Source organism: Streptomyces sp. NPDC046349 (genome assembly GCF_055587885.1).
Genome location: NZ_JBVJFK010000003.1, coordinates 598,970 through 619,170, shown reverse-complemented (window position 1 = coordinate 619,170; position 20,201 = coordinate 598,970). Strand labels below are relative to the sequence as shown.

Here is a 20,201-nt window from a genome sequence, read left to right as displayed (position 1 = left end):
AAGTCCCAGCGCCGCGTCCGGGCCTCGGAACCTGCGTCCGGCCCTGGGAACCTGCGCCCGGCCCTCAGAACCCGAGGAGCGACTGCTCGGCCCAGATCGTCTTGCCGACGGGAGCGTGCCGGGTGCCCCAGCGCTGGGCGAGCTGCGCCACCAGCAGCAGGCCCCGCCCGCCCTCGTCGAAGGTCCGTGCCCGCCGCATGTGCGGAGCGGTGCTGCTGGCATCGGAGACCTCGCAGATCAGGACGTCCTTCTCGTGGATCAGCCGCAGCTGGATGGGCGGCTCGCCGTACCGGATGGCGTTGGTGACCAGCTCGCTGACCAGCAGCTCGGTGACGAACGAGGCCTCCTCCAGCCCCCACTCCGCCAACTGGTCGGTGGTCCGCCGACGGGCCTGGGAGACGTTGGAGGGATCGGAGGCCAGGTCCCACACGACGACCTTGTCGGCGTGCAGGGCCCGCGTCCGCGCCACGAGCAGGGCCACGTCGTCATCGGGACGGTGGGTCAGCAGGGCCGTCAGGACCCGGTCGCAGACCGTGTCCAGGGTGGAGGCGGGCTGGGCGAGCGCGGCGAACATCGTGTCGAGCGCCTCGTCGACGTCCCGCTCGCGGGGCTGGAGCAGCCCGTCGGTGTACAGGGTCAGCACGCTGCCCTCGGGAAGGTCGACGTCCAGCGTCTCGAAGGGCAGGCCGCCCAGGCCCAGCGGCGGACCGGCCGGGACGTCGAGGAGGTACACGGACCCCTCCGGGGAGACCACCGCCGGCGGCGGGTGCCCGGCCCGGGCGAGCGTGCAGTGCCGGGTGACGGGGTCGTACACCACGTACAGGCAGGTCGTGCCGATGCCCCCGGCGCTCTCGTCGACGGCCTCCCGGCCCCCCTCGTCCGCGGACAGGTGGATGATCAGGTCGTCGAGGTGGGTGAGCAGTTCATCGGGCGGCAGGTCCACGTCGGCCAGCGTGCGCACCGCGGTGCGCAGCCGGCCCATGGTCGCGGAGGCGCGGATGCCGTGGCCGACGACATCGCCCACCACCAGGGCCACCCGTGCGCCGGACAGCGGGATCACGTCGAACCAGTCGCCGCCCACCCCCGCCTCGCTGCCGGCCGGCAGGTAGCGGGAGGCCGTCTCCAGCGCCGGGTGGTCGGGCAGCGTCTGGGGGAGCAGGCTGCGCTGGAGCGTCATGGTGCTGGTGTGCTCCCGGGCGGACCGGTGGGCAGTGTGGATGCTCGCCGCCGCCCGGCCCGCGAGTTCCTCGGCCAGCGACAGGTCCGGCGCAAGGAACGGCTCCCGGTTGCGGCGGCGGCCGAACACGGCCACGCCGAGGCTGACGCCGTCGGCGTGCATCGGCACCACCAGCATCGAATGGGCCCCGTGCGCGCCGAGCCAGGCGGCCGCCGGGTCCTGCGCCATCCACTCGGCGACCGCCGGGGAGGTCGCCGCGTACACGGCACCGCGACCCGAGGCCAGACATTGCGCGGGCGGCGACAGCGGAGGGTAGACGGCCGTCTCGCCGACCGCGACCCGCCCCTCGGAACTCCCCTCGACGGCCGAGCGCACGGCCGTACGGCACACGGTGACCGGACCCGACGGCGGGCCCGAGACGGGGTCGTTGCGCCGGGGGAGCGGTTCGACCAGGTCGACGACCGCGAAGTCGGCGAGCCGCGGCACGGCCACGTCCGCGAGCTCCTGCGCGGTGCGGGTGCTGTCCTCGGTGGTGCCGATCCGTGCACCGGCGGCATCCGGCATGAACATCTGCTGCTTCTCGACCTCGGCCCCGGTCCGGTCGTGCGCGGCGAGGCACACGGCGCGCACCCGGCCGTCCGGATCCCGCAGCGGGGCCACCGAGGTCGCCCAGCCGTGCTCCGCGCTGACGCCCGTGGCGCGGACGAAGGCCTCCATGTGCTGCGGCTCGCCGGACTCCAGCGCCAGGCGCATCCTGTGCTCGGTCTCCTCGCTCACCGGGTCCGGGGCGATCTCCGGCAGGCGCAGCCCGGCCATCTCCGATTCCGTGAGGGACAGCGTGCGCTCCATGCCCGCGTTGGCCCGCACCAGCCGCAGGTCCGAGTCGAAGACCGCAAGGAAGCAGGGGGACTGGGCGAACGACCACTCGTGCAGCGGATCCCCCCACGAGGAGCCGCCACTGCCCCGCCCGCCGGCCACCGCGGACACCACGTACCACTTGGTCGCGCCGCCGGTGGACGTATGGCGGTGCGCGAGCAGCGCCTGCTCCAGGCGGCCCCCGTCCCGGTGCCGCAGCACCACGGTCCCGCTCCACCGCTCCTGCTCGGGCGGGATCCGGCGCGCCGCGTCGCCGACGGGATCGGCCAGCAGGAATGCGGCGGACCGCCCCACCACCTCGGCGGACGCGTAGCCGAGCAGCCGAGCGGCACCTTCACCCCACTCGATGACGACGCCCTGCTCGTCGACGGCGGCCGTCGCCGTGTACGCGGGCTCGTGGACGGCGCCGATCTGGTCCGGCCGCTCACCGGGGGAGGTGGGAAGTTGGTCCATCGCCGCTCATCTCGCCCTCGCTAGATCCGTCGCTGCCGTCCCACGGGACCTGCACGGCCAGGGGCCCCACTGACAAGCATCATCCGGCGGGGCAAGGAGCACCAACGCAGTGCTGCCGGCAGGGGCGCTCGGCCGACCGGCCCGTTCCGGCCCCCGGCGGGCCGCGGCGGGGCCGCCGGGCCTCGCCGGCGGACGGGCCCGGCGCGGTCGCCCGCGAACGCGGGTGTCCGGCGGCGCAGTCATACGGCGCCCACCGCGTCCAGCTGCCGCAGCTCCTGCGCCAGAGCGGTCACGGTGTGCCGGATCTGCCCCGGCGTGTGGTCCCGCGTGACGAAGAACCGCAGCCGCGCCATCTCCTCCGGTACGGCGGGGTGGAGGATCGGGTTGACGCTGACGCCCCGCCGGAACAGGGCCTGCGCCAGGCGCAGGGCCTTCAGCGAGTCCCCGACGATGCATGGGACGACCGGGGTGCCGTGGCCGTCCCCGGTGTCCACGTCCGCCTCGCGCGCCAGGCGGACGAACAGCGCGGCGTTCTCCGCCAGCCGGGCCACGCGCTCCGGCTCGTCGCGCAGCAGCCGGAGCGAGGCCAGGCACGCGGCGGTGTCCGCCGGAGTCATGCCCGCGCTGTAGATGAAGCCCGGAGCGGTGTAGCGCAGGTACTCGACGACCGGGCGGCTCGCGGCGACGTAGCCGCCGCAGCTAGCGAGGGCCTTGGACAGCGTGCCCGACCACAGGTCGACGGCCCGGCGGTCGATGCCGAAGTGCTCGCCCACGCCGCGGCCCGTCGCGCCGGTCGTTCCGATGCTGTGCGCCTCGTCGACCATCAGCAGCGCACCGTGCCGCTGCTTGACCGCGACGAGGGCGGGCAGGTCGGCGATGTCGCCGTCCATGCTGTACACGCCCTCGATGACGACGAGGACCCGCCGGTACTGGTGTCGGACCTGTGCGAGCAGGGCGTCGAGGGCGGCCGCGTCGTTGTGGGGGAACGGCCGCCGGGTCGCGCCCGAGAGCCGGCAGCCCTGGAGGATGCTGTCGTGGGCCAGGGCGTCGTGGACGACGAGGTCGCCCGGGCCGACGAGGTGGCCGATCACGGTGACGTTGGTGGCGTGCCCGTTGGCCAGGGTTACCGAGGCCTCGCACCCGAGGAGGTCGGCGAGCTCGGCCTCGAGTTCCAGGTGGAGGGGGCGGCTGCCGGACAGCAGCCGGCTCGCGGACACCGAGGTGCCGTAGGCCTCGATCGCCTGCTTGGCGGCCTCGTTCACCCGGGGGTGCGTGGCCATGCCCAGGTAGTTGTAGCCGGAGAAGGACAGCAGCTCCCGGCCGCCGACGACGGTCGTGTCCGTCATACCGCCCTCGTGCACGAGGAAGTACGGGTTGGACACTCCCGCACTGGCAAGGGTGCCGACGCGCTCGGCGTGGGCGGTGACTTCCGGGAAGCGGTCGATGCGCGTGTGCTCCTCGGGGAGCGGTACGGGCTCCGAGGCGGCCGGCGCCGACGGGTCCGCGGGCGGGTCCCCGGCCGGCGGCGGGAACGCGCCGCCCTGCGCGCGCTGCTCCGGAACGGCTCCCGGCGCGGGCGCCGCGGCGGCGCCCGCAACCGCCGCCGCGAGGCCCCCGACCGTCGGACGGTCGGCGTCCCGCTCGTCGAAGGCCCACAGCGGCCACTGCCGCTGGAGGGCCGTGAACAGGTCGGTCAGCATCAGCGAGTCGAAGCCGAGGTCGTCGATCAGCAGCTGTTCGGGGCTCAGGTGGCCCACCGGGAACGCGGAGACCCTGGCTATGTGCGCGAACACGGCCCCGGTGACCTCGCCGACGTCCCCGGCCGGCGCGGGTTCCCCGCACGCCGGTGCGCCGGCCTGCGAGGAACCCGCGGGGAGGCGGGACACGAGGTCCGCCTGCTCCCGGACCGGCTGCCGCAGATCGTCCAGGGGGTGCAGCGCCGGGTCGTCGGCCGCAGGGATCTCCTCGGGCGGCGCGGGCCGGGCCGGGCGCACGTCGGCCCGGGCGGCCTTCGACGGGGCTGCCTCCGCCGGGGCCGCCTTCGAAGGAGCCGGCCCCGCCCAGTACGACTGCGCGGCGAGCCTGGCCACCGGCAGATCGACCGGCCTTCGCTCATCCGCCGGCACCAGGACGCGCGGATCGACCGGGACGCCCAGGACCGCGAGCCCGGCCAGGGCCCGCACGAAGGCCCGTCCGCCGTCCGGTGCCGCGCCGCCGGCGGCGACGACGTGCACGTCCTCCCGGTCGGCGAGGTTGCGGCGGATCGGGTCGACGAGCGAGCCGCCACCGCTCACCTGGAGGAACAGGCGCGCCCCCGCGTCGTACGAGGCGCGCACGGCGTCGCCGAACCGCACCGGCGCCGAGGCGTGCCGGGCCCACAGCTCGCGCAGTTCCTCAGGATCGCCGCACACCGCCGCGCTGACGGACGAGACGAACGGCAGGCGGGGAGGGCTGAAACGGCGGCCGGCGAGGTCCGCGCGCACGGCCTCCTCGGCGCCGGCCAGCCGCGGCGAGTGGAAGGCGCCGGACACCTCCAGCGCCGCGGTGGCGATGCCGGCGTCGGCGCAGGCTCGCCGAAGGTCGGCGAGACCCTGCGGCGCGCCGCTGACCACGACCTGCCGCGGCTGGTTGAAGCAGGCCGGCCAGACGTCGTCGATCCCGGCGACAAGCCGTCGGCAGGTCTCCTCGTCGGTCTGCACCGCGACCATCCCGCCCGGCAGACCGCTCTCGGCCCGCCGCAGGGCCGCGCCCCGGCGCACCAGCAGCCGGACGGTCTCCTCGGCGGTGAGCGCTCCGGCCGCGGCGGCCGCGGCGAACTCGCCGACGCTGTGGCCGAGCGCCAGGTCCGGGGCGACACCGCAGTCGGCGAGCAGACGGGTGGCGGCGATCTGCACGGTGCCGAGCAGCGGCTGGCACACCTCGGTGCCGGCGAGCCGCCGCCTGAGCTCCTCGCCGCCCGCGGAGGCCGCCTCCCCGCCGTACAGCAGCTCGGCGAGGTCGAGGCCGAGGGCCGCGTCGCCGCGGGCCACGGAGCCGAGCGCGTCGACCACGGTCCGGAAGGCGGCGAACCGCTCGTACAGGTCCCGCATCATGCCCGGCCGCTGGCTGCCCTGACCGGGGAAGACGAAGGCGATGCGGCGCTGCGCGGGCGGCAGGGGGGCGTCCGCCGCGAAGGAGCCCTCGCCGAGGTCGCCGCGGGTACCGTCGGCGAGCAGCCCGCGGGCGCGCAGCAAGCGCCTGGCGAACTCGTCGGTGTCGGCGGCCACGATCGCGAGGCGGGCCTTCAGCGGCTCACGTCCGCCGAGGGTGTGCGCGAGCGCCGTGATCGGCGTGCCCGGGGCGCGCTCCACCGCGGCCAGTACGTCGCCGATGTGCAGGTCGAGCAGCTCGGCGTCGCCGGCCGAGAGCAGGACGAGCTGCGGTGCCGCCTCCGCGCCGCCGACGGCCGCCGGCCGGCCCGGGGCGGGTACAGGCGCAGGCGCGGGCGCCTCCTCCAGTACCACGTGGACGTTGGTACCGCCGAAGCCGAACGAGCTGACCGCCGCCCGGCGCGGGGCGCCGCCCGTACGCGGCCAGGGCCGCGCGGTCTCGGCGAACCGCAGCCCCGCGGCGCCGACGCCCAGGTCGGGATGGGGGGTGGTGCCGGCTTGCGGCACGATCGTGCGGTGGTGGACGACCAGGGCCGTCTTGATCAGTCCCGCCATGCCCGCCGCGGCCAGGGAGTGCCCGATGAGGGCCTTGCCGGCGCCGAGGTAGCACAGCGAGGGGTCGTCGTCGGGATGCTCGGTGCGCAGCCGGCGCAGCGCCTCGACCTCGGCGCGGTCACCGGACCGGGTGGCCGTGCCGTGGGCCTCCAGGAAGCCCACGGACGACGGGGGGACTCCCGCGTCGTCGTACGCCCGGCGCAGTGCACGCAGCTGGCCCTCCGGGGCGGGTGCCAGCGGCCCCGGGGACGCGCCGTCGTTGGCCGAGCCGACGCCCTTGACCACGGCGTAGACGCGGTCTCCGGCGGCGAGAGCGTCGGCGAGCGGCCGGATGACGACCGCGCCCGCGCCCTCGCCGAGCACGAAGCCGTCGGCCTCCTCGTCGAACGGGCGGCACACCCCGGTGGCGGACAGTGCGCGCAGCGTGGAGAAGCCGATCAGGCTGTCGGGGGTCAGGTTGAGGTAGACGCCGCCGACGACCGCGATCCGGCAGCCGCCCTGGCGCAGTTGGGCGACGGCCTGGTCCAGGGCCACCAGGGAGCCGGAGCAGGCGGCGTCGACGGCGAAGCTGGGGCCGCCGAGGTCGAACTGCCGGCTGACGGTACCGGCGGCCATGTTGAGCAGGCTCCCGGGCAGGCTGAAGGGCTGCACGGTGCCGAGTCGTCCGGCGTGCTCCCTGACCGCCTCGAGGAGGCCGTCGTCGCCGGCCGCGGACCGCCGCGCCTGGTCGGCCAGGGCGATGGCCCTGATCGGGGCCGTCATGACGTCCTTGTAGTCGGACACCGACATCGCGCAGAAGACCCCGGTGTTCTCCCGGTCGAAGTCTCTCCGGCCCATTCCCGCGTCGTCGAGGGCCTCGCGGGTGACGTCGAGGATCAGCCGGTGCTGCGGGTCCATGGCCCGCGCACGGGATGGCGGCACCCCGTAGTGCAGCGCGTCGAAGCGGTCCACGTCGTCGAGGAAGGCGACCTGGTCGGTGTAGGAGGCGTGGGGGGCCGACGGGTTGCCCGGCTCGTGGAAGACCTCGTGGTTCCAGCGTTCCGAGGGGACCGCGGAGAACTGCCGTTCCCCGCTCATCAGGAGCTTCCAGTAGGCGCGGATGTCGTGGGCGCCGGGAAAGCGGCAGCCGAGTCCGACGATGGCGATGTCAGTCATGACGGGTCTTCCTTGTCGTGGTGCCCGGCCCGGACGGCTGCCGGGGCGGGAGGAACGGTGCGGGTGGATGTGGTGCGGGCGCTGGATGCGGTGTCGGCGGAGGTGCGTTCGCGGTCGGCGGCGCCTGCGGGCGGGGGAACGGCGGCCGCGGAGGGCGGCCGAGCGGGCCGCGGCGGGCCCGCGGCGCCGCCCGGGGGCGGATGGGAGACCGGGCGCGGCGCCCTGCGCCGAATCGGCCACGGCGCCCACCAGTTCAGGCCGCCCGCCAGGCGCATGAGCGCCGGTACGAGCACGCCCCGTACGAGCGTCGCGTCGAGGAGGACGCCGAGGCCCGCGCCGATCCCGAAGAACTGCAGGAGCGAGACCCGGGAGGTGCCGAAGCCGAGCAGGGTGAAGGCGAGCAGGGCACCGGCCGCGGTGACGATGCCGCCGGTGCGGGCGATGCCCGACACGATGGAGGAGGCGTTGTCCTGCCCCGCGTCGTGGGCCTCCTTGATGCGTGCGAGGACGAACACCTCGTAGTCCACCGAGAGTCCGAAGACGATGCAGAACAGCAGGACCGGCATGGTCGTGCTGAGCGGACCGGGGGTGAAGCCGAGCAGGTGCTGCAGATGGCCCGCCTGGAAGATCCACGTCATGGCGCCGAGGACCGCCGCGAGGCTCAGGGCGTTCAGGGCGATGGCCTTCAACGGCAGCAGGAGACTGCGTGTGAAGCCGAGCAGCAGCACGAAGGTGGTCGCGGTGATCAGGCAGAGGGCCGGCAGGATCCGGTCACCGACCGTGTCCTTGGCGTCGACCAGCACCGCGCTCGGCCCGCCGACGAGGACGTCGGCGCCGGACGGACCGGGGGTCGCCCGGATGTCGCGGACGAGCTGCTGGGCGGCGCGCGACTGGGGGTCCACCAGAGGCACCACGGACAGCCGGGCAGGACCTGCGGCGACAGCGGCGGGCCGGGCCCCCGCTGACCGGGCGGAGCCGGGGACCGCAGCGGGCGCCCCGTCGCGGAAGGTGCCCTCGGGCGTCACGACCTGGGCGACCTGCGGCAGCGCGGAGAGTCTGCGGGCGTGGTCCTCCCGCGCCGACGGGGACGCCGCAGCGGTGGTGACGACGGTGAGCGCGCCGGCCCCCTTCATGTCGAACGCGTCGCGCACCAGGTCACCCGTCAGCCGGGCGGCCGAGTCCTTCGGCAGCGCCCGGTCGTCGGGAGTGGCGAAGCCGGCATGGGCGAACGGCCCGGCGAGCAGCGCCAGCAGGCCGATCACCGGCAGGGCCGCCAGCAGCGGACGGCGTACGACGATGCGCGCCAGCCCCTCCCAGAGCCGCGAGCGCGACCCGGAGCGGACCCGGCGCCGCCAGGGCACGGCCCAGGCGTTCACCCGCTTCCCGAGCAGGGCCAGCAGGGCCGGCAGCACCGTCACGGCGCTCACCGCGGCTATCAGCACGACGGCGATGCCCGCGTAGGCGAAGGAGCGCAGGAAGTACGGGGGGAAGACCAGCAGGGTGGCGAGCGCGGCCGAGACCGTCGCCGCGCTGAAGGCGATCGTGTGACCGGCGGTGCGCACGGTCCGCACGGCGGCGGTGCGCGGACTGCAGCCGCCGGCGAGTTCCTCGCGGAAGCGCGAGACGACCAGCAGGCCGTAGTCGATGCCCAGGCCCAGGCCGAGCGCCGTGGTGAGGTTCAGCGCGAAGACGGACACGTCGGTGACGCTGCCGAGGACGCTCAGTGCCAGCAGCGTCCCGGCGATGGCGAGGACGCCGATGAGCAGGGGCAGGGCGGCGGCCACGACACTGCCGAACACCAGGACCAGCAGGATCAGGGTGCCGGGCAGGACGACTGCCTCGGCCCGCTTCAGGTCGGACTCCGAGAGGTGCTGGAGCTCGGCGTCGACGAGCGCGGGCCCTCCGGCGTGCACCGTCAGGGCGGGCGCCGTCGTCCCGGCGCCGGCCGGGGTGCTCAGCTCCTCCCGCAGCCGCTCGACCCGCGCCGCGAGCCGGTCCCCCTCGCCGTCCACGTGCGCGACCAGCATGGCCGCCCGGCCGTCCCGGCTGCGCAGCTCGGCCGCGCCCCCCGCCGCGCCGCCCGTCCAGTACGAGGACACCGCGCTCACGTCCGGCTGGGCGGTGAGACGCCTGGTCAGGGCCTCGCCCGCGCTCCGGGCGGCAGGGCTGTCGACAGTGCCGCCACGGGCCTCGGCGACGACGACAAGGTTGGGGGAGGCCCCCGAGTGCCGGGCGGCAACGGCCGCGGCGCGGCTGGACTCGGACCGCGGATCGTCGTACCCCTGCGTCTTCAGCCGGCCGGTGGCATCCGCGCCGAACACGGCGGACAACACCAGGAACACGAGCGCGGCGAGGAGGACCAGTCGGGGACGACGGGTCACGAAACTCCCTGCACGACGGAACATCGGGGGCCTCCGGTCCGGACGGCGATTCGCTCCTGCTCTTCCGCAGGACGGTCGAATGCCACCCTGCCCGGGGCAGGGGAGGGACCGTAGTCCCGGCCATTCGTCACTTGACATTCCGGAAAAGAGGGCTCCGATTCGGCGTGCCGGAAGCGGTGACAGGACCGGTCGCGGACGTCAAGTCACGCGTTCCCGGGGCGTGACGCCGGTGCGCGCGCCGGGTGTATTTGACGTATGCCTCCACCGGGAAATCCCGGGGGCTCCCTCGGACGGAGAATCGGAGAATCGTCGTGTTCGAGTATTCCTGGATCCGCGGTGTCGTCCTGGCCGGAGTCTCCGTGGCGCTGGTGGGCAGCGGCATCGGACTGCTGGCGACCTCGATGGCGGACCCCGTCACCCCTGAGCGGCCGGCCGTCCTGCTCCTTCCCCCGGACGGCTCCGGTGCCATTCACACGGGGCATTTGACCGTGACCGTGAAGAATTCGGAATTCGAGGAGCGGCCTAAGGGGGGCTCGGAGGTCAGGCCCGGAAAATGAGGGCGTGTGTCAGGTCGCAGCGGGAATGTGGCGCGCCGCGGCGAGTCCGGCCAGCGTCCGGAGTCTCGCGAAATATGCGGCGCAGTACTCCTCGTCGATCAACGGCACGGCCTTGTCGAGGTCGGCGATGCACTTCCAGAGGCCGGCCGTGCCGCAGTCGTCGAGCCCTCCCGTGAGCTCCCTCTGCACGAGGGCGGCCGTTTCGGCGTCCAGGAGGATCAGCTCCACCCCCTCGATGTCCACGCCGCGAAAGCTCGCCGGGAACGGCGCCCGCACGTGTTCGTCCCACAGCCGGGCCAACGGGGCTCCCGGCTGCCCTTCCTCCGCGGAGGAGGCGGAGGAAGGGGCGAGGAGGAGGGAGACGGCTTCGAAGACGGCCCGCACCCGGGCGACGGCCCCCGCCGGGCCGAGGGCGCGCTCGTGGCCGCGCCCCGCGCGAGCGCGTCGCGCAGCAGCCGGCTCCGATGGAGTTCCGCCGCGGTTTCCGCCGTGACGAGCCCCTCCTCGGCGGCCCGCCCGATCAGTTCCCCGGGAGGTCTCCAGCGCGCTCATCACTACGTCGACGCGGTGCCGCAGCTCGTCAGGTCGGCGACCAGTTCCTGCATCCCCGCGAAGTCCGGGACGACGCCCCGGGCGCGCGGGTCCGGTGCCGGCAGGTCCCGTACGGGCGCAGGGTGCCGGCGGGGCGCCGGGTCCACGGTGTTCACCGGAGCACTTTCGCCCTCCGCACGGCCTCCGTGCCGGCGGTTTCCGCGGGGGCTGCCGCGAGCAGTTCCCGGCGCTTGGTGCCGCCCGGGAGGCGGTGGAAGCCGTACGCGCCGGGCTCGCGGGCCTCGCCGGCCAGGTGCTTGACGATGCCCTGGCAGATGAACTCCTTGACCTTCGCACCGGCGCGGCCGCCGATGTGGAACCCGAGCGCGACGTCGTGGCGGCGGGCGAACTGGAAGATGCCCGCGTGGCGGCCGAGGCTGATGCACTGGCCCGCGAACACCGCGTTGAGGGGTGCGGGCCGCTCGCCCGCGAGCCGGCTGAGCACCGTGTCGGCGGCCCGTGCGCCCAGCGGCATCGCCGCCTGGCAGCTCATCCGCAGGGGCAGGCCCGAGGGGGCCGCCGAGTCGCCGGCCGCGACGATGCGGTCGTCGTCCACGCTGGTCAGCGTCTCGTCCGTGAGCAGGCGGCCCACCGCGTCGGTGCTCAGCCCGCTGCGTACGGCCAGGTCCGGCACACCGAAACCGGCCGTCCAGACGGTCACCTCGCTGGGCAGTTCGCGGCCGTCGGCCAGACGCACGGCGTCACGCGTCACGGCCGTCACCTTCGTGCCGTGCCCCTGCACCACGGTCACACCGAGCCCGGCCAGCCGCCGGGTGACCGAGCGCCGGCCCCGGGCGTGCAGGTACGGGCCGAGCAGCCCGCCGCAGACCAGGGTCACCGGCCGGCCCTGCTCCGCCAGTTCGGCGGCGGTCTCGATACCGGTCGGACCGGCCCCGACCACCGTCACCGCCGCCGTCGCGGGCGCGGCCACGAGCACCGGCCGAAGCCGCTGCGCCTCCTCGAGGCTGTTGATCGGGTAGGAGAACTCCGCGGCCCCGGGCACACCCGGGTCGGCGCTGCCGCTGCCCACGGCGTAGACCAGGTAGTCGTAGGCGGCCGTGTCGCCCGACGCCAGCGTCACGCGGCGCGCCGCCGCGTCGATGCCCGTCACGGTGTCGACCAGGAGGCGGACGCCCCGGCCCAGGACGTCCGCGTACTCGACGACCGCGTCGTCGGTGCCGCCGACCAGCTGGTGCAGGCGGATCCGCTCGACGAAGGAAGGGCGCGGGTTGACGAGCGTCACGGTCACGTCGGCGCGCTGCGTCAGCCGGTTGGCGGCCATGACGCCGGCGTATCCGCCGCCTATCACGATGACTTCGGTGTTCTCGGTCATGGTGGGCTTCCCGTTCTCTCGTTGTCGGCTTCCGGGCACAAGACACCGGTGGCCCGTGCGCTGTGACAACAGGAGTCGTGTGACCTGCGCCACGCCGTTCGGCCCTCCGTCGGCGCCCGGCCCGCGGCCGCTCAGCGCAGTACGGCCGCCAGCAGGTCGGCGCCCAGCGCCGTCAGATCGGGCAGGTTGAGGGTGTAGCGGACGTAGCGACCGCGCCGACGGGCCGTGAGAAGGCCGGCGCGGCGCAGGACGGCGAGGTGCCGGGACACCTCCGGCGGTGAGAGCTCCCAGGCGTGGGCCAGTTCGCGGGTGGTGTGCGGGCCGCGGGCCAGGGTGCGCAGCAGCCGCAGCCGTACCGGATGCGCGAGCGCCTCCAGCCGGAGCGTGACCGTCTCCAGCGACACCGGCTCCGACGGATCCGGCTCCGCCACCGGGTACTGCACCACCGGCTGCCAGCCGGGGGCGTGCACCACCGCGAGGTGCGGGCCGCCGAACGCGCTGGGTATGAAGGTGACTCCGGTGCCCTGGGCGGAGGTTGCCTTGTCCGGGAGCTTGTCCACGACGATGTGGCCGCCGTCCGGTGCCAGGGAGACCGCGCCGGAGACCGCGGCGAGCGCCGCCTCCGTGCCGTGCCGCCTGAGAAGGTCGTTCTTCACGCGCAGGTCGGTGGCGAGCCGTGCGGCGACGTCCGCCCAGGCGGCGTCGAAGAAGGCCTCGGCGCACCGCTCGAGGGTCTCGCGCACACGCGCCCGTACCGCGGCCGGGTCCGCGAGCAGCCGGGCCGCGAAGTCCTCCTGCCGTACGCCGCGGGCCTGCGCCAGGTCAAGGGCGCGCTCCCGCGCGGCCCGGTCGGTCAGCGGCGAAGGCGCCCCGAAGCGGATCCGGTTGCTGCCGCACGTCGTGACCAGCGCCGCCGTCACGTACCTCTCGTCGTCGATCCGGTCCACATCGTCCAACTCCTCGGCGAGGGTCGGCCGGGGCCGGGCGGGCAGCAGGAAGTCGGCCTGTGAGGAGCGCCAGAGGAAGTCCGCCTCCCGCAGGCGCTCGGCCAGCTCCGGCGGCATCCCGGCCCCCACCTCGCCGGCCCAGCCGGCGAGCTGCGGATGGTGCCCCGGCTCGGCCAGCACGTGCAGCATCGCGGTCAGTTCGGCCAGCGGGGAGGCGGCGAACCGCAACCCTCCGGACGGCAGGCCGCCGATGTCGATCCTCAACGTCACCCGCCCAGCATCCCCGACCGGACCGCCCGCCACGTCACCGGGTTGACGATGTCCGTCAACCCGCGTGTCCGGCCCGGCGGCCCGGACGCAGTGTGACGCCATGGAAACCATCACCAAGATCCGGCCCCGGGCCCTGGTCCGCGCCTCCGGAGGCCCCCGCTACGCCGTCGCCCTGGTCGTGGACGCGCTCGGCACCGGCCTGCTGCGGCCCTTCCTGCTGCTCTACGGGGTGATGGTGCTGCGGCTGTCCGCTCCGGTGACCGGCATCGCCATGACGGCCGGCATCGTCATCGGCCTGGTGTGCATGCCGGCGGTGGGCCGGTGGCTGGACCGGGGTGCACGCAGCACCGTCGTGGCGGCGTCGATGCTGGTACGGGCCGTCGGTGTGGTGCTGCTGCTGGCCACCCCTGCCGGGCACGTCTGGCCGTTCGCGACGGCGGCGCTCTTCCTCGGCGTCGGCAACCAGGCCTGGCCGGCCGCCCACGCGGCCCTGGTCGCCACGGTCGCCCACGGCCGGGAACGCGACACCGCCCTCGCGGCGGGCCGCGCCCTGCGCAACGCCGGCCTGGGCGCGGGAGCGCTCCTCGCCACCGCCTGCCTGGCCGGCGGCGCCACGGCACTCCAGGCGATGGCGGCCGCCACCGGGATCGCCTACCTCACCGCGGCGGCCCTGGCGTGGTCGGTCCGCCTGTACGCGCGTCCGGCCGCCGCCCCGGCCGGGGACGCGGCCGAGGGGCCCGCGCCCCGGATGCGCGCCCTGCTGGCCGCCAACGTGGTCTACGTCTTCTGCCTCAACGTCCCCGAGATCGCGCTCCCCCTGGTGCTGGTGACGCAACTGCACGCCTCCCCGGTGTGGTCGGCGGCCGTCTTCGTGGGCAACACGGTGCTCGTGGTCACCCTTCAGGTCCCGGTCACCGTGTGGATGTCCCGCTTCCCCCGGCGGACGGTCCTGGCCCTCGGCGGCGTGGTGCTCGCCGCGTCCTACCTCGGGTTCCTCGCGGCAACCTCGCTGGGGGGAGGCTGGGGCGCCCCGGCCGTCGCCGCGGTGTCCGTGGCCTGCACCATCGGCGAGATCATCTACGCCGGCAGCGCCACAGCGCTGGTCACCACCCTCGCCCCGGCCGGGGCCCTCGGGCGCGTCCTCGCCCGCTTCGAGCTCTCCACGGGCTTCGGGCTGGCCGTCTCCCCGGCGGTCATCACCGCTCTCGCACCACACGGCCCGGCCGCCCTCTGGGGCAGCCTCGCCGGCGCGACCCTGCTCTCCGCCTCGGCCGTCGCCACCGAGAAGGACGCAGCCGCGACGGCGCCTCGCACTCACCAGGTTGAGCGGGTACGGGCCATGCCACATGCGGGGAGGGGCCTCGCATGTCCCCACCGTCCACCCACCCGTCGTTCGCCTGAGGGCCCTTCGCAGTCACCGGTGGACCGGTGAGGCGCCGTAGCCGGCGTCGTGGGCCGGCCGGGGATTACGGGACAGCCCTCACGGGACGTTGCCGGGTGTCCGGGCGGCTCACACCCGGGCCACTCGCTCCGTGAGCGGTTCGGTGCACCGCGGCAACCCCGCCGGTGGCGCCCCGAAACGCCGCGCGGCGACAGTCACCGCATGCCTCCCGCGACCGTCGCCACCGCAACCTGGCCCGTAGCCGTACCCGCCGCGTCACCGCGGCGCCGGGAACTGCCCTGGGAGCGGGCACGGATGCTCGCGCACGCGGCGCCGCGACCATCGGCCGCCCGTACGGTGCCGCTCGCGGACGCCTTCGGGCTCACGCTGGCCGAGACCCTGCGTACCCGGCAGCCGCTGCCGTCGTTCGACACTGCCGCCATGGACGGCTACGCGGTCGCGGGCCCCGGGCCGTGGCGGATCCGCGGAGCCGTCCGGGCGGGCACCGTGTGGGAGGGCGCGCTCGGCGCGGGGGAGTGCGTGGAGATCTCCACCGGGGCGCAGGTCCCGGCGGGAGCATGCGCCGTACTACCGGTGGAAGCGGCCCTGTCCGGCGCCGACGGCCGGGTCGCCGGACCCGTGCCGCCACCGGGCCGGCACATCCGCAGGGCGGGCGAGGACGCCCCGGCCGGCAGCGGTCTCGTCCCGGCGGGCACCCGGATCGGCCCGGCGCTGCTCGGGCTCGCCGCGTCCTGCGGTCACGACAGCCTGGCGGTGCGGCCCGCGCCCCGGGTCCGGGTCCTGGTCACCGGCGACGAACTGGACCTCGCGGGGCCGCCCGGTCCCGGACGGGTGCGCGACGCACTCGGACCGGCCCTGCCCGCCCTGGTCGCCGTACTGGGCGGCGAGAGCCGCGGGGTACGGCACGTGAGCGACCGGCCGGCGGGGTCGCTGGCCGCGGCCGTGCACGGCACGCGGGACACCGAGGTCGTGGCGGTGACCGGCTCCACCTCCGCGGGCGCCACCGACCAGCTGCGCCGGCTGCTCGCCGAGGCCGGGGCCCGGATGGTCGTCGACACGGTCGCCTGCCGCCCGGGCCACCCGATGCTGCTCGCCGAACTCCCGACCGACCGCTGGGTGGTGGGGCTGCCCGGGAACCCGTACGCGGCTCTGGTCGCCGCGCACACCCTTCTGGGCCCGCTCCTCGCGGGCCTCTGCGGCCGGGCTCTCGATCCGCTGCCGCACGTGCCCGTGACGGGTACCGTGCGGCCCGCCCCAGGACTGACCCGGCTGGTCCCCGTCACCTGGGAGGGCACCGGAGCCCGCGTCACCGCGGGCCACGGCGCGGCCTTCCTGCGGGGCGCCGCCGCCGCGGACGCCCTCGCCGTCCTTTCCCCGGAGTGGACGGAGGGCAGCCCGGCCCCCGTGCTCAGCCCGGGGTGAGGAGGCAGAACTCGTTGCCCTCCGGGTCGGCCAGGATCGTCCAGTGGATTTCGGACTGGTCGATACCCGGGTCGGTGGCACCCAGGGCGCGCAGGCGCGCCGCCTCCGCTGCCGGGTCGTCGCCGGGGTAGGGCCTGACGTCGAGGTGGACGCGGTTCCACACGGTCTTGCTGTCGGGCGTGCGGACGAACTCCAGGTAGGGGCCCACGCCTTGGGCGGACCGCATGGTCGCCTGGTCGTCGCCGACCTCGTGGAGCTTCCAGTCCATCGCCCCGTCCCAGAACCGGGCCATCGCCCGCGGATCGGCGCAGTCGACCACCACCGCGGCGATCGGCCCGGTGTCCCGGTAGATCGCACGGGGCTCCAGGACGCAGAACTCGTTGCCCTCCGGGTCGGCCATGACCGTCCAGGGGACGTCGCCCTGACCCACGTCGGCGAGAGTCGCACCCAAGTCCCGCAGGCGAGCCACCAGTTCCGCCTGATGGGCGGCCGAGGTGGTGGCCAGATCGAGGTGTACCCGGTTCTTCACCGTCTTGGGTTCGGGGCGGGCGATGATGTCGATGCAGACGGCCGAGGGGTCGGGGTAGGCGAAGCCCACGGGCTCGAGGTTCGTCACACCGGGTCCCTCGCTGTCGACGCCCCAACCGAGCGCCTCCGCCCAGAACCGCCCGAGCGCGGAGTCGTCCTTGGCCTTCATGTTGATCTGCACAAGTCGTGTCGCCATGACGCTGATCCTATGGGCCGTTCGGAGCTCCCACCGCGGGGCGGACGACGGGGCCGCCTTCGCCGGCGCCCGGCCGGGGCCCGCCGGTCGGGGTGGTGGCGGTCGGGGTGGTGGCGGTCGGGGTGGCGGCGGGCGAACCGCCCGACCGCCACACCATCCGCATCCCGGGACCTCGGGCATGTTTCTGTCGGCCTGGCCGGACCCCGCGTCCGGTGCCCGCCAGGGCGGCGGCGGGCTCCGCCGCCCAGCCCGCGCACGCGGTCAGCCGATGCGGCGGGCTCCCGCCGAGGGCACGGCCTCCAGAACGGCGGGGGGCCCGAAGCCTGCCGCCGCGAAAGCGGTCGTCACGGCCCCGGCGACGGACCCGGCCGCCGCGGCCGGGACCAGGGCGATCACGGAGCCGCCGAACCCGCCGCCGGTCATCCGGGCGCCCAGGGCACCGGCGCCGACGGCGGCCTCCACCGCGAGGTCGGTCTCCGGACAGGACACCCCGTAGTCGTCCCGCAGGGAGGCGTGCCCGGCCGTCAGCAGCGGCCCCAGCGCCTCCGGTTCGCCCGCAGCCAGCCGCTCGACGGCCCGCCCGACCCGGGCGTTCTCGGTGACCACGTGCCGGACCAGCGGCGTGAGCGCGTCGGGCAGCTGCGTGAGGGCCCCCGGCAGCTCCGCCTCGGAGAGGTCCCGCAGCGCGGGCAGCCCCAACAGCCCCGCCGCGCGCTCGCACCCAGCGCGCAGCGCCGCGTACGCCCCGTCGGCCAGGTCGTGCGCGACCCGGGTGTCGAGCACCAGCAGGCGCAGTCCGTGCCCGGTGAGGTCGAAGGGGACCTGCCTGACGTCCAGGGTGCGGCTGTCGAGGTGCAGCGCACTGCCCTCGGCGCAGCAGACCGAGGCCATCTGGTCCATGACCCCGCACGGCACGCCGGCGAAGGCGTTCTCGGCGTACTGGGCCACGCGCGCCAGTTCGGGCCGCGACAGCCGCAGCGCGTACAGCTCCTCGTAGGCGACGGCCACCGCACATTCGAGGGCCGCGGACGACGACAGGCCGGCGCCCGTCGGCACGGTGCTGTCCAGGTGCACGTCGGCGCCGCCCACGGGCAGGCCCCGCTCCCGCAGCGCCCAGACCACTCCGGCGGGGTATCGGGCCCAGCCGCCGATCGTGCCGGGGGAGAGGTCCGCCACCGCGAGCTCGGTGATCCGGCCGTCGCCCTGGGCGCTGTGGAGGCGCAGCAGCCCGTCCTCTCGGCGGCGGGCCGCCAGCACGGTGGCCTGCGGCAGCGCCATCGGGAGGGCGAAGCCGTCGTTGTAGTCGGTGTGCTCGCCGATGAGGTTGACCCGGCCGGGGGCGGCCCAGATCCCGTCGGGGGCGCGGCCGTGGATCCGCCCGAACTCCCGGCGCACGGAGGCGGCGTGCGCCGCAGCCGCGGACTCGCTCCCGGTCACCGGACCTCCCGCAGCCGCCGGGCCGCCGCCTCGGGCGTCACGTCGTTCATGAAGGCGTCCATGCCGGCTTCGGTCCCCGCCGTGTACTTGAGCTTGTCGGCGGTCCGCCGGACGGTGAACAGCTCCAGGTGCAGGGCGAGTTCCTCGCCGCCGGTGAGCGGGGCCTGGTGCCAGGCCGCGATGTAGGGGGTGGGCGCGGCGAGCCCGAAGAGCCGGTCGAACCGGCGCAGCAGGTCCAGGTACAGGGCGGGGAACTCGGCTCGCTCCGCCTCGGTGAGGCGGGTCAGGTCGGGGACTCTGCGATGCGGGTGGAGGTGGACCTCGTACGGCCAGCGCGCGGCGTACGGGACGAAGGCCGTCCAGTGCTCCCCGGCGAGGACCACGCGTTCGGAGGCGGCGCGGGCCTCCGCGAGGATGTCCTCGAAGAGGTTGCGCCCCGTGCGGGCGCGGTGCGCGGACGCTGCGGCGAGGTGCTTGGCGGTGCGCGGTGTGGTGGTGGAGAAGGCGTAGATCTGGCCGTGCGGGTGGGCCAGCGTCACCCCGATCTCCGCGCCGCGGTTCTCGAAGCAGTACACCTGTCGCACGCCGGGGCGGGCGGACAGCTCGGCGGTGCGGTCGGCCCAGACGTCCAGGACCAGTCGGGCCCGCTCGGGTGTGAGATCGGCGAAGCCGGCGTCGTGCTCGGGGGTGAAGCACACGACCTCGCAGCGGCCGGCTGCGCCGGCGAGGGACGGGAAGCGGTTCTCGAAGACGGCCACCTCGTAGTCGGCGGCCGGGATCTCGCTCTGCCGGCCGTCCCGGGAGGGGCAGAGCGGGCAGGCGTCGGCCGGCGGGTGGTAGGTGCGGGACTGCCGGTGGGCGGCGATGGTGACCCAGTCGCCGGTGGCCGGGTCCCGGCGCAGCTCAGGGGCACTCTCGACCCGCTCCAACGGACGCGGGTCCTCGGCCGCGCGGTCCCGGCCGGGCTCGCTGTCGTAGTAGATGAGCTCGCGGCCGTCCGCGAGCTCGGTGACGGTCCTGTGCACGTGCACGTCCTCGCCTGTCTCGTCAGGGGGTGACGGCCGGGGCCGACGCGCCCTCGATCATACGGCCGTCCGGGGCGTGCCGTTTGGCCGGCCGCCGAAGGGGCAGGCGCAGTGCGCGGATGGGGCGGACAGGGCGGGCGGCCCGGCGCATCCCCCGCGGAAGGGACGTGACGGCGATGAAGGTGGCGTTTCTCGTGGCGCCGGAGGGCGTGGAGCAGGTCGAGCTGGAAAGGCCGTGGCAGGCGGTGCGGGACCAGGGCTGGCAGCCGCGCCTGGTGTCGACCGAGAACGGCGAGGTCCAGGCGTTCCACCACCTGGACAAGGCGGACACCTTCCCCGTCGACGACGTGGTCGGCGAGAGCGGACCGGACGAGTACGACGCGCTCGTGCTGCCGGGTGGCGTCGCCAACCCCGACGCCCTGCGCATGGACGAGCGCGCGGTCGCCTTCGTCCGGGAGTTCTTCCGCACCGGCCGGCCGGTTGCGGCGATCTGCCACGCCCCCTGGACGCTCGTCGAGGCCGACGCGGTACGGGACCGGACCATGACGTCCTGGCCGAGCCTCGCCACCGACCTGCGCAACGCCGGAGCCACCTGGGTCGACGAGGAGGTACGGGTCTGCCGCGCGGCTCCCGGCACACTGATCACCAGCCGCAGGCCCGACGACCTCGACGCGTTCTGCACCACCCTCGTCGACGAGTTCGGCGCCGCCTCGCCCGGACGCTGACGGACGAGTGCGCGCGGTACGC

Annotated in this window: 14 protein-coding genes; 4 read left to right on the top strand and 10 right to left on the bottom strand. The window is 75.2% G+C overall.

Translation table 11 applies throughout. The features are described from left to right. Positions 1 to 64 precede the first annotated feature (64 nt). The 3 genes from ACZ6JS_RS09880 to ACZ6JS_RS09870 form a co-directional block, all read right to left on the bottom strand. Positions 65 to 2,506, bottom strand: coding sequence for a SpoIIE family protein phosphatase (locus ACZ6JS_RS09880; RefSeq protein ID WP_469297126.1), 2,442 nt, complete (start codon positions 2,504 to 2,506; stop codon positions 65 to 67). Between the two features lie 239 nt (positions 2,507 to 2,745). Beyond that, positions 2,746 to 7,365: a type I polyketide synthase gene (locus tag ACZ6JS_RS09875; RefSeq protein ID WP_469297125.1), complete on the bottom strand. Its 4,620-nt coding sequence runs from the start codon at positions 7,363 to 7,365 to the stop codon at positions 2,746 to 2,748. Then, positions 7,362 to 9,746: an MMPL family transporter gene (locus ACZ6JS_RS09870; RefSeq protein WP_469297124.1), complete on the bottom strand. Its 2,385-nt coding sequence runs from the start codon at positions 9,744 to 9,746 to the stop codon at positions 7,362 to 7,364. Before ACZ6JS_RS09870 ends, ACZ6JS_RS09875 begins: the two co-directional genes overlap by 4 nt. A 311-nt stretch (positions 9,747 to 10,057) precedes the next feature. On the opposite strand from ACZ6JS_RS09870, the gene ACZ6JS_RS09865 reads away from it, so the two are divergent. Then, a complete protein-coding gene (locus tag ACZ6JS_RS09865) occupies positions 10,058 to 10,303 on the top strand; it encodes a hypothetical protein (RefSeq protein ID WP_469297123.1) in 246 nt (81 codons plus the stop codon). Between the two features lie 9 nt (positions 10,304 to 10,312). Here the strand turns inward: ACZ6JS_RS09865 and ACZ6JS_RS09860 are convergent, their stop codons facing one another. The 4 genes from ACZ6JS_RS09860 to ACZ6JS_RS09845 form a co-directional block, all read right to left on the bottom strand. Then, positions 10,313 to 10,687 carry a hypothetical protein gene (locus tag ACZ6JS_RS09860; protein WP_469297122.1) on the bottom strand — a complete coding sequence of 125 codons (375 nt, stop codon included), beginning with the start codon at positions 10,685 to 10,687 and terminating at the stop codon, positions 10,313 to 10,315. A gap of 170 nt (positions 10,688 to 10,857) precedes the next feature. Beyond that, complete coding sequence (locus ACZ6JS_RS09855) at positions 10,858 to 11,010, bottom strand: hypothetical protein (RefSeq protein WP_469297121.1); 153 nt, start codon at positions 11,008 to 11,010, stop codon at positions 10,858 to 10,860. Continuing rightward, positions 11,007 to 12,227 carry an NAD(P)/FAD-dependent oxidoreductase gene (locus ACZ6JS_RS09850; RefSeq protein ID WP_469297120.1) on the bottom strand — a complete coding sequence of 407 codons (1,221 nt, stop codon included), beginning with the start codon at positions 12,225 to 12,227 and terminating at the stop codon, positions 11,007 to 11,009. Before ACZ6JS_RS09850 ends, ACZ6JS_RS09855 begins: the two co-directional genes overlap by 4 nt. A gap of 131 nt (positions 12,228 to 12,358) precedes the next feature. Continuing rightward, on the bottom strand, positions 12,359 to 13,444 hold the full coding sequence (locus tag ACZ6JS_RS09845) for a DUF5937 family protein (protein ID WP_469297119.1): 1,086 nt from the start codon (positions 13,442 to 13,444) through the stop codon (positions 12,359 to 12,361). A 100-nt stretch (positions 13,445 to 13,544) separates the two neighbouring features. Here ACZ6JS_RS09845 and ACZ6JS_RS09840 point away from each other — a divergent pair, with 100 nt between their 5' ends. Both ACZ6JS_RS09840 and ACZ6JS_RS09835 read left to right on the top strand, forming a co-directional pair. Continuing rightward, complete coding sequence (locus ACZ6JS_RS09840; RefSeq protein WP_469297118.1) at positions 13,545 to 14,876, top strand: MFS transporter; 1,332 nt, start codon at positions 13,545 to 13,547, stop codon at positions 14,874 to 14,876. Between the two features lie 171 nt (positions 14,877 to 15,047). Next, positions 15,048 to 16,268: a molybdopterin molybdotransferase MoeA gene (locus ACZ6JS_RS09835; RefSeq protein WP_469297117.1), complete on the top strand. Its 1,221-nt coding sequence runs from the start codon at positions 15,048 to 15,050 to the stop codon at positions 16,266 to 16,268. Here ACZ6JS_RS09835 and ACZ6JS_RS09830 read toward each other — a convergent pair. The 3 genes from ACZ6JS_RS09830 to galT form a co-directional block, all read right to left on the bottom strand. Next, positions 16,255 to 16,992 carry a VOC family protein gene (locus ACZ6JS_RS09830; protein WP_469297116.1) on the bottom strand — a complete coding sequence of 246 codons (738 nt, stop codon included), beginning with the start codon at positions 16,990 to 16,992 and terminating at the stop codon, positions 16,255 to 16,257. The genes ACZ6JS_RS09835 and ACZ6JS_RS09830 overlap by 14 nt on opposite strands. A 261-nt stretch (positions 16,993 to 17,253) precedes the next feature. Further along, complete coding sequence (gene galK, locus ACZ6JS_RS09825) at positions 17,254 to 18,429, bottom strand: galactokinase (protein ID WP_469297115.1); 1,176 nt, start codon at positions 18,427 to 18,429, stop codon at positions 17,254 to 17,256. Next, positions 18,426 to 19,454: a galactose-1-phosphate uridylyltransferase gene (gene galT, locus ACZ6JS_RS09820; protein WP_469297114.1), complete on the bottom strand. Its 1,029-nt coding sequence runs from the start codon at positions 19,452 to 19,454 to the stop codon at positions 18,426 to 18,428. Before galT ends, galK begins: the two co-directional genes overlap by 4 nt. 176 nt (positions 19,455 to 19,630) lie before the next feature. Between galT and ACZ6JS_RS09815 the strand changes: the two genes are divergently transcribed. Beyond that, positions 19,631 to 20,179 (top strand): type 1 glutamine amidotransferase domain-containing protein, encoded by a 549-nt coding sequence (locus ACZ6JS_RS09815; protein ID WP_469297173.1) that lies wholly within the window; start codon positions 19,631 to 19,633, stop codon positions 20,177 to 20,179. The last annotated feature ends 22 nt before the right edge of the window (positions 20,180 to 20,201 follow it).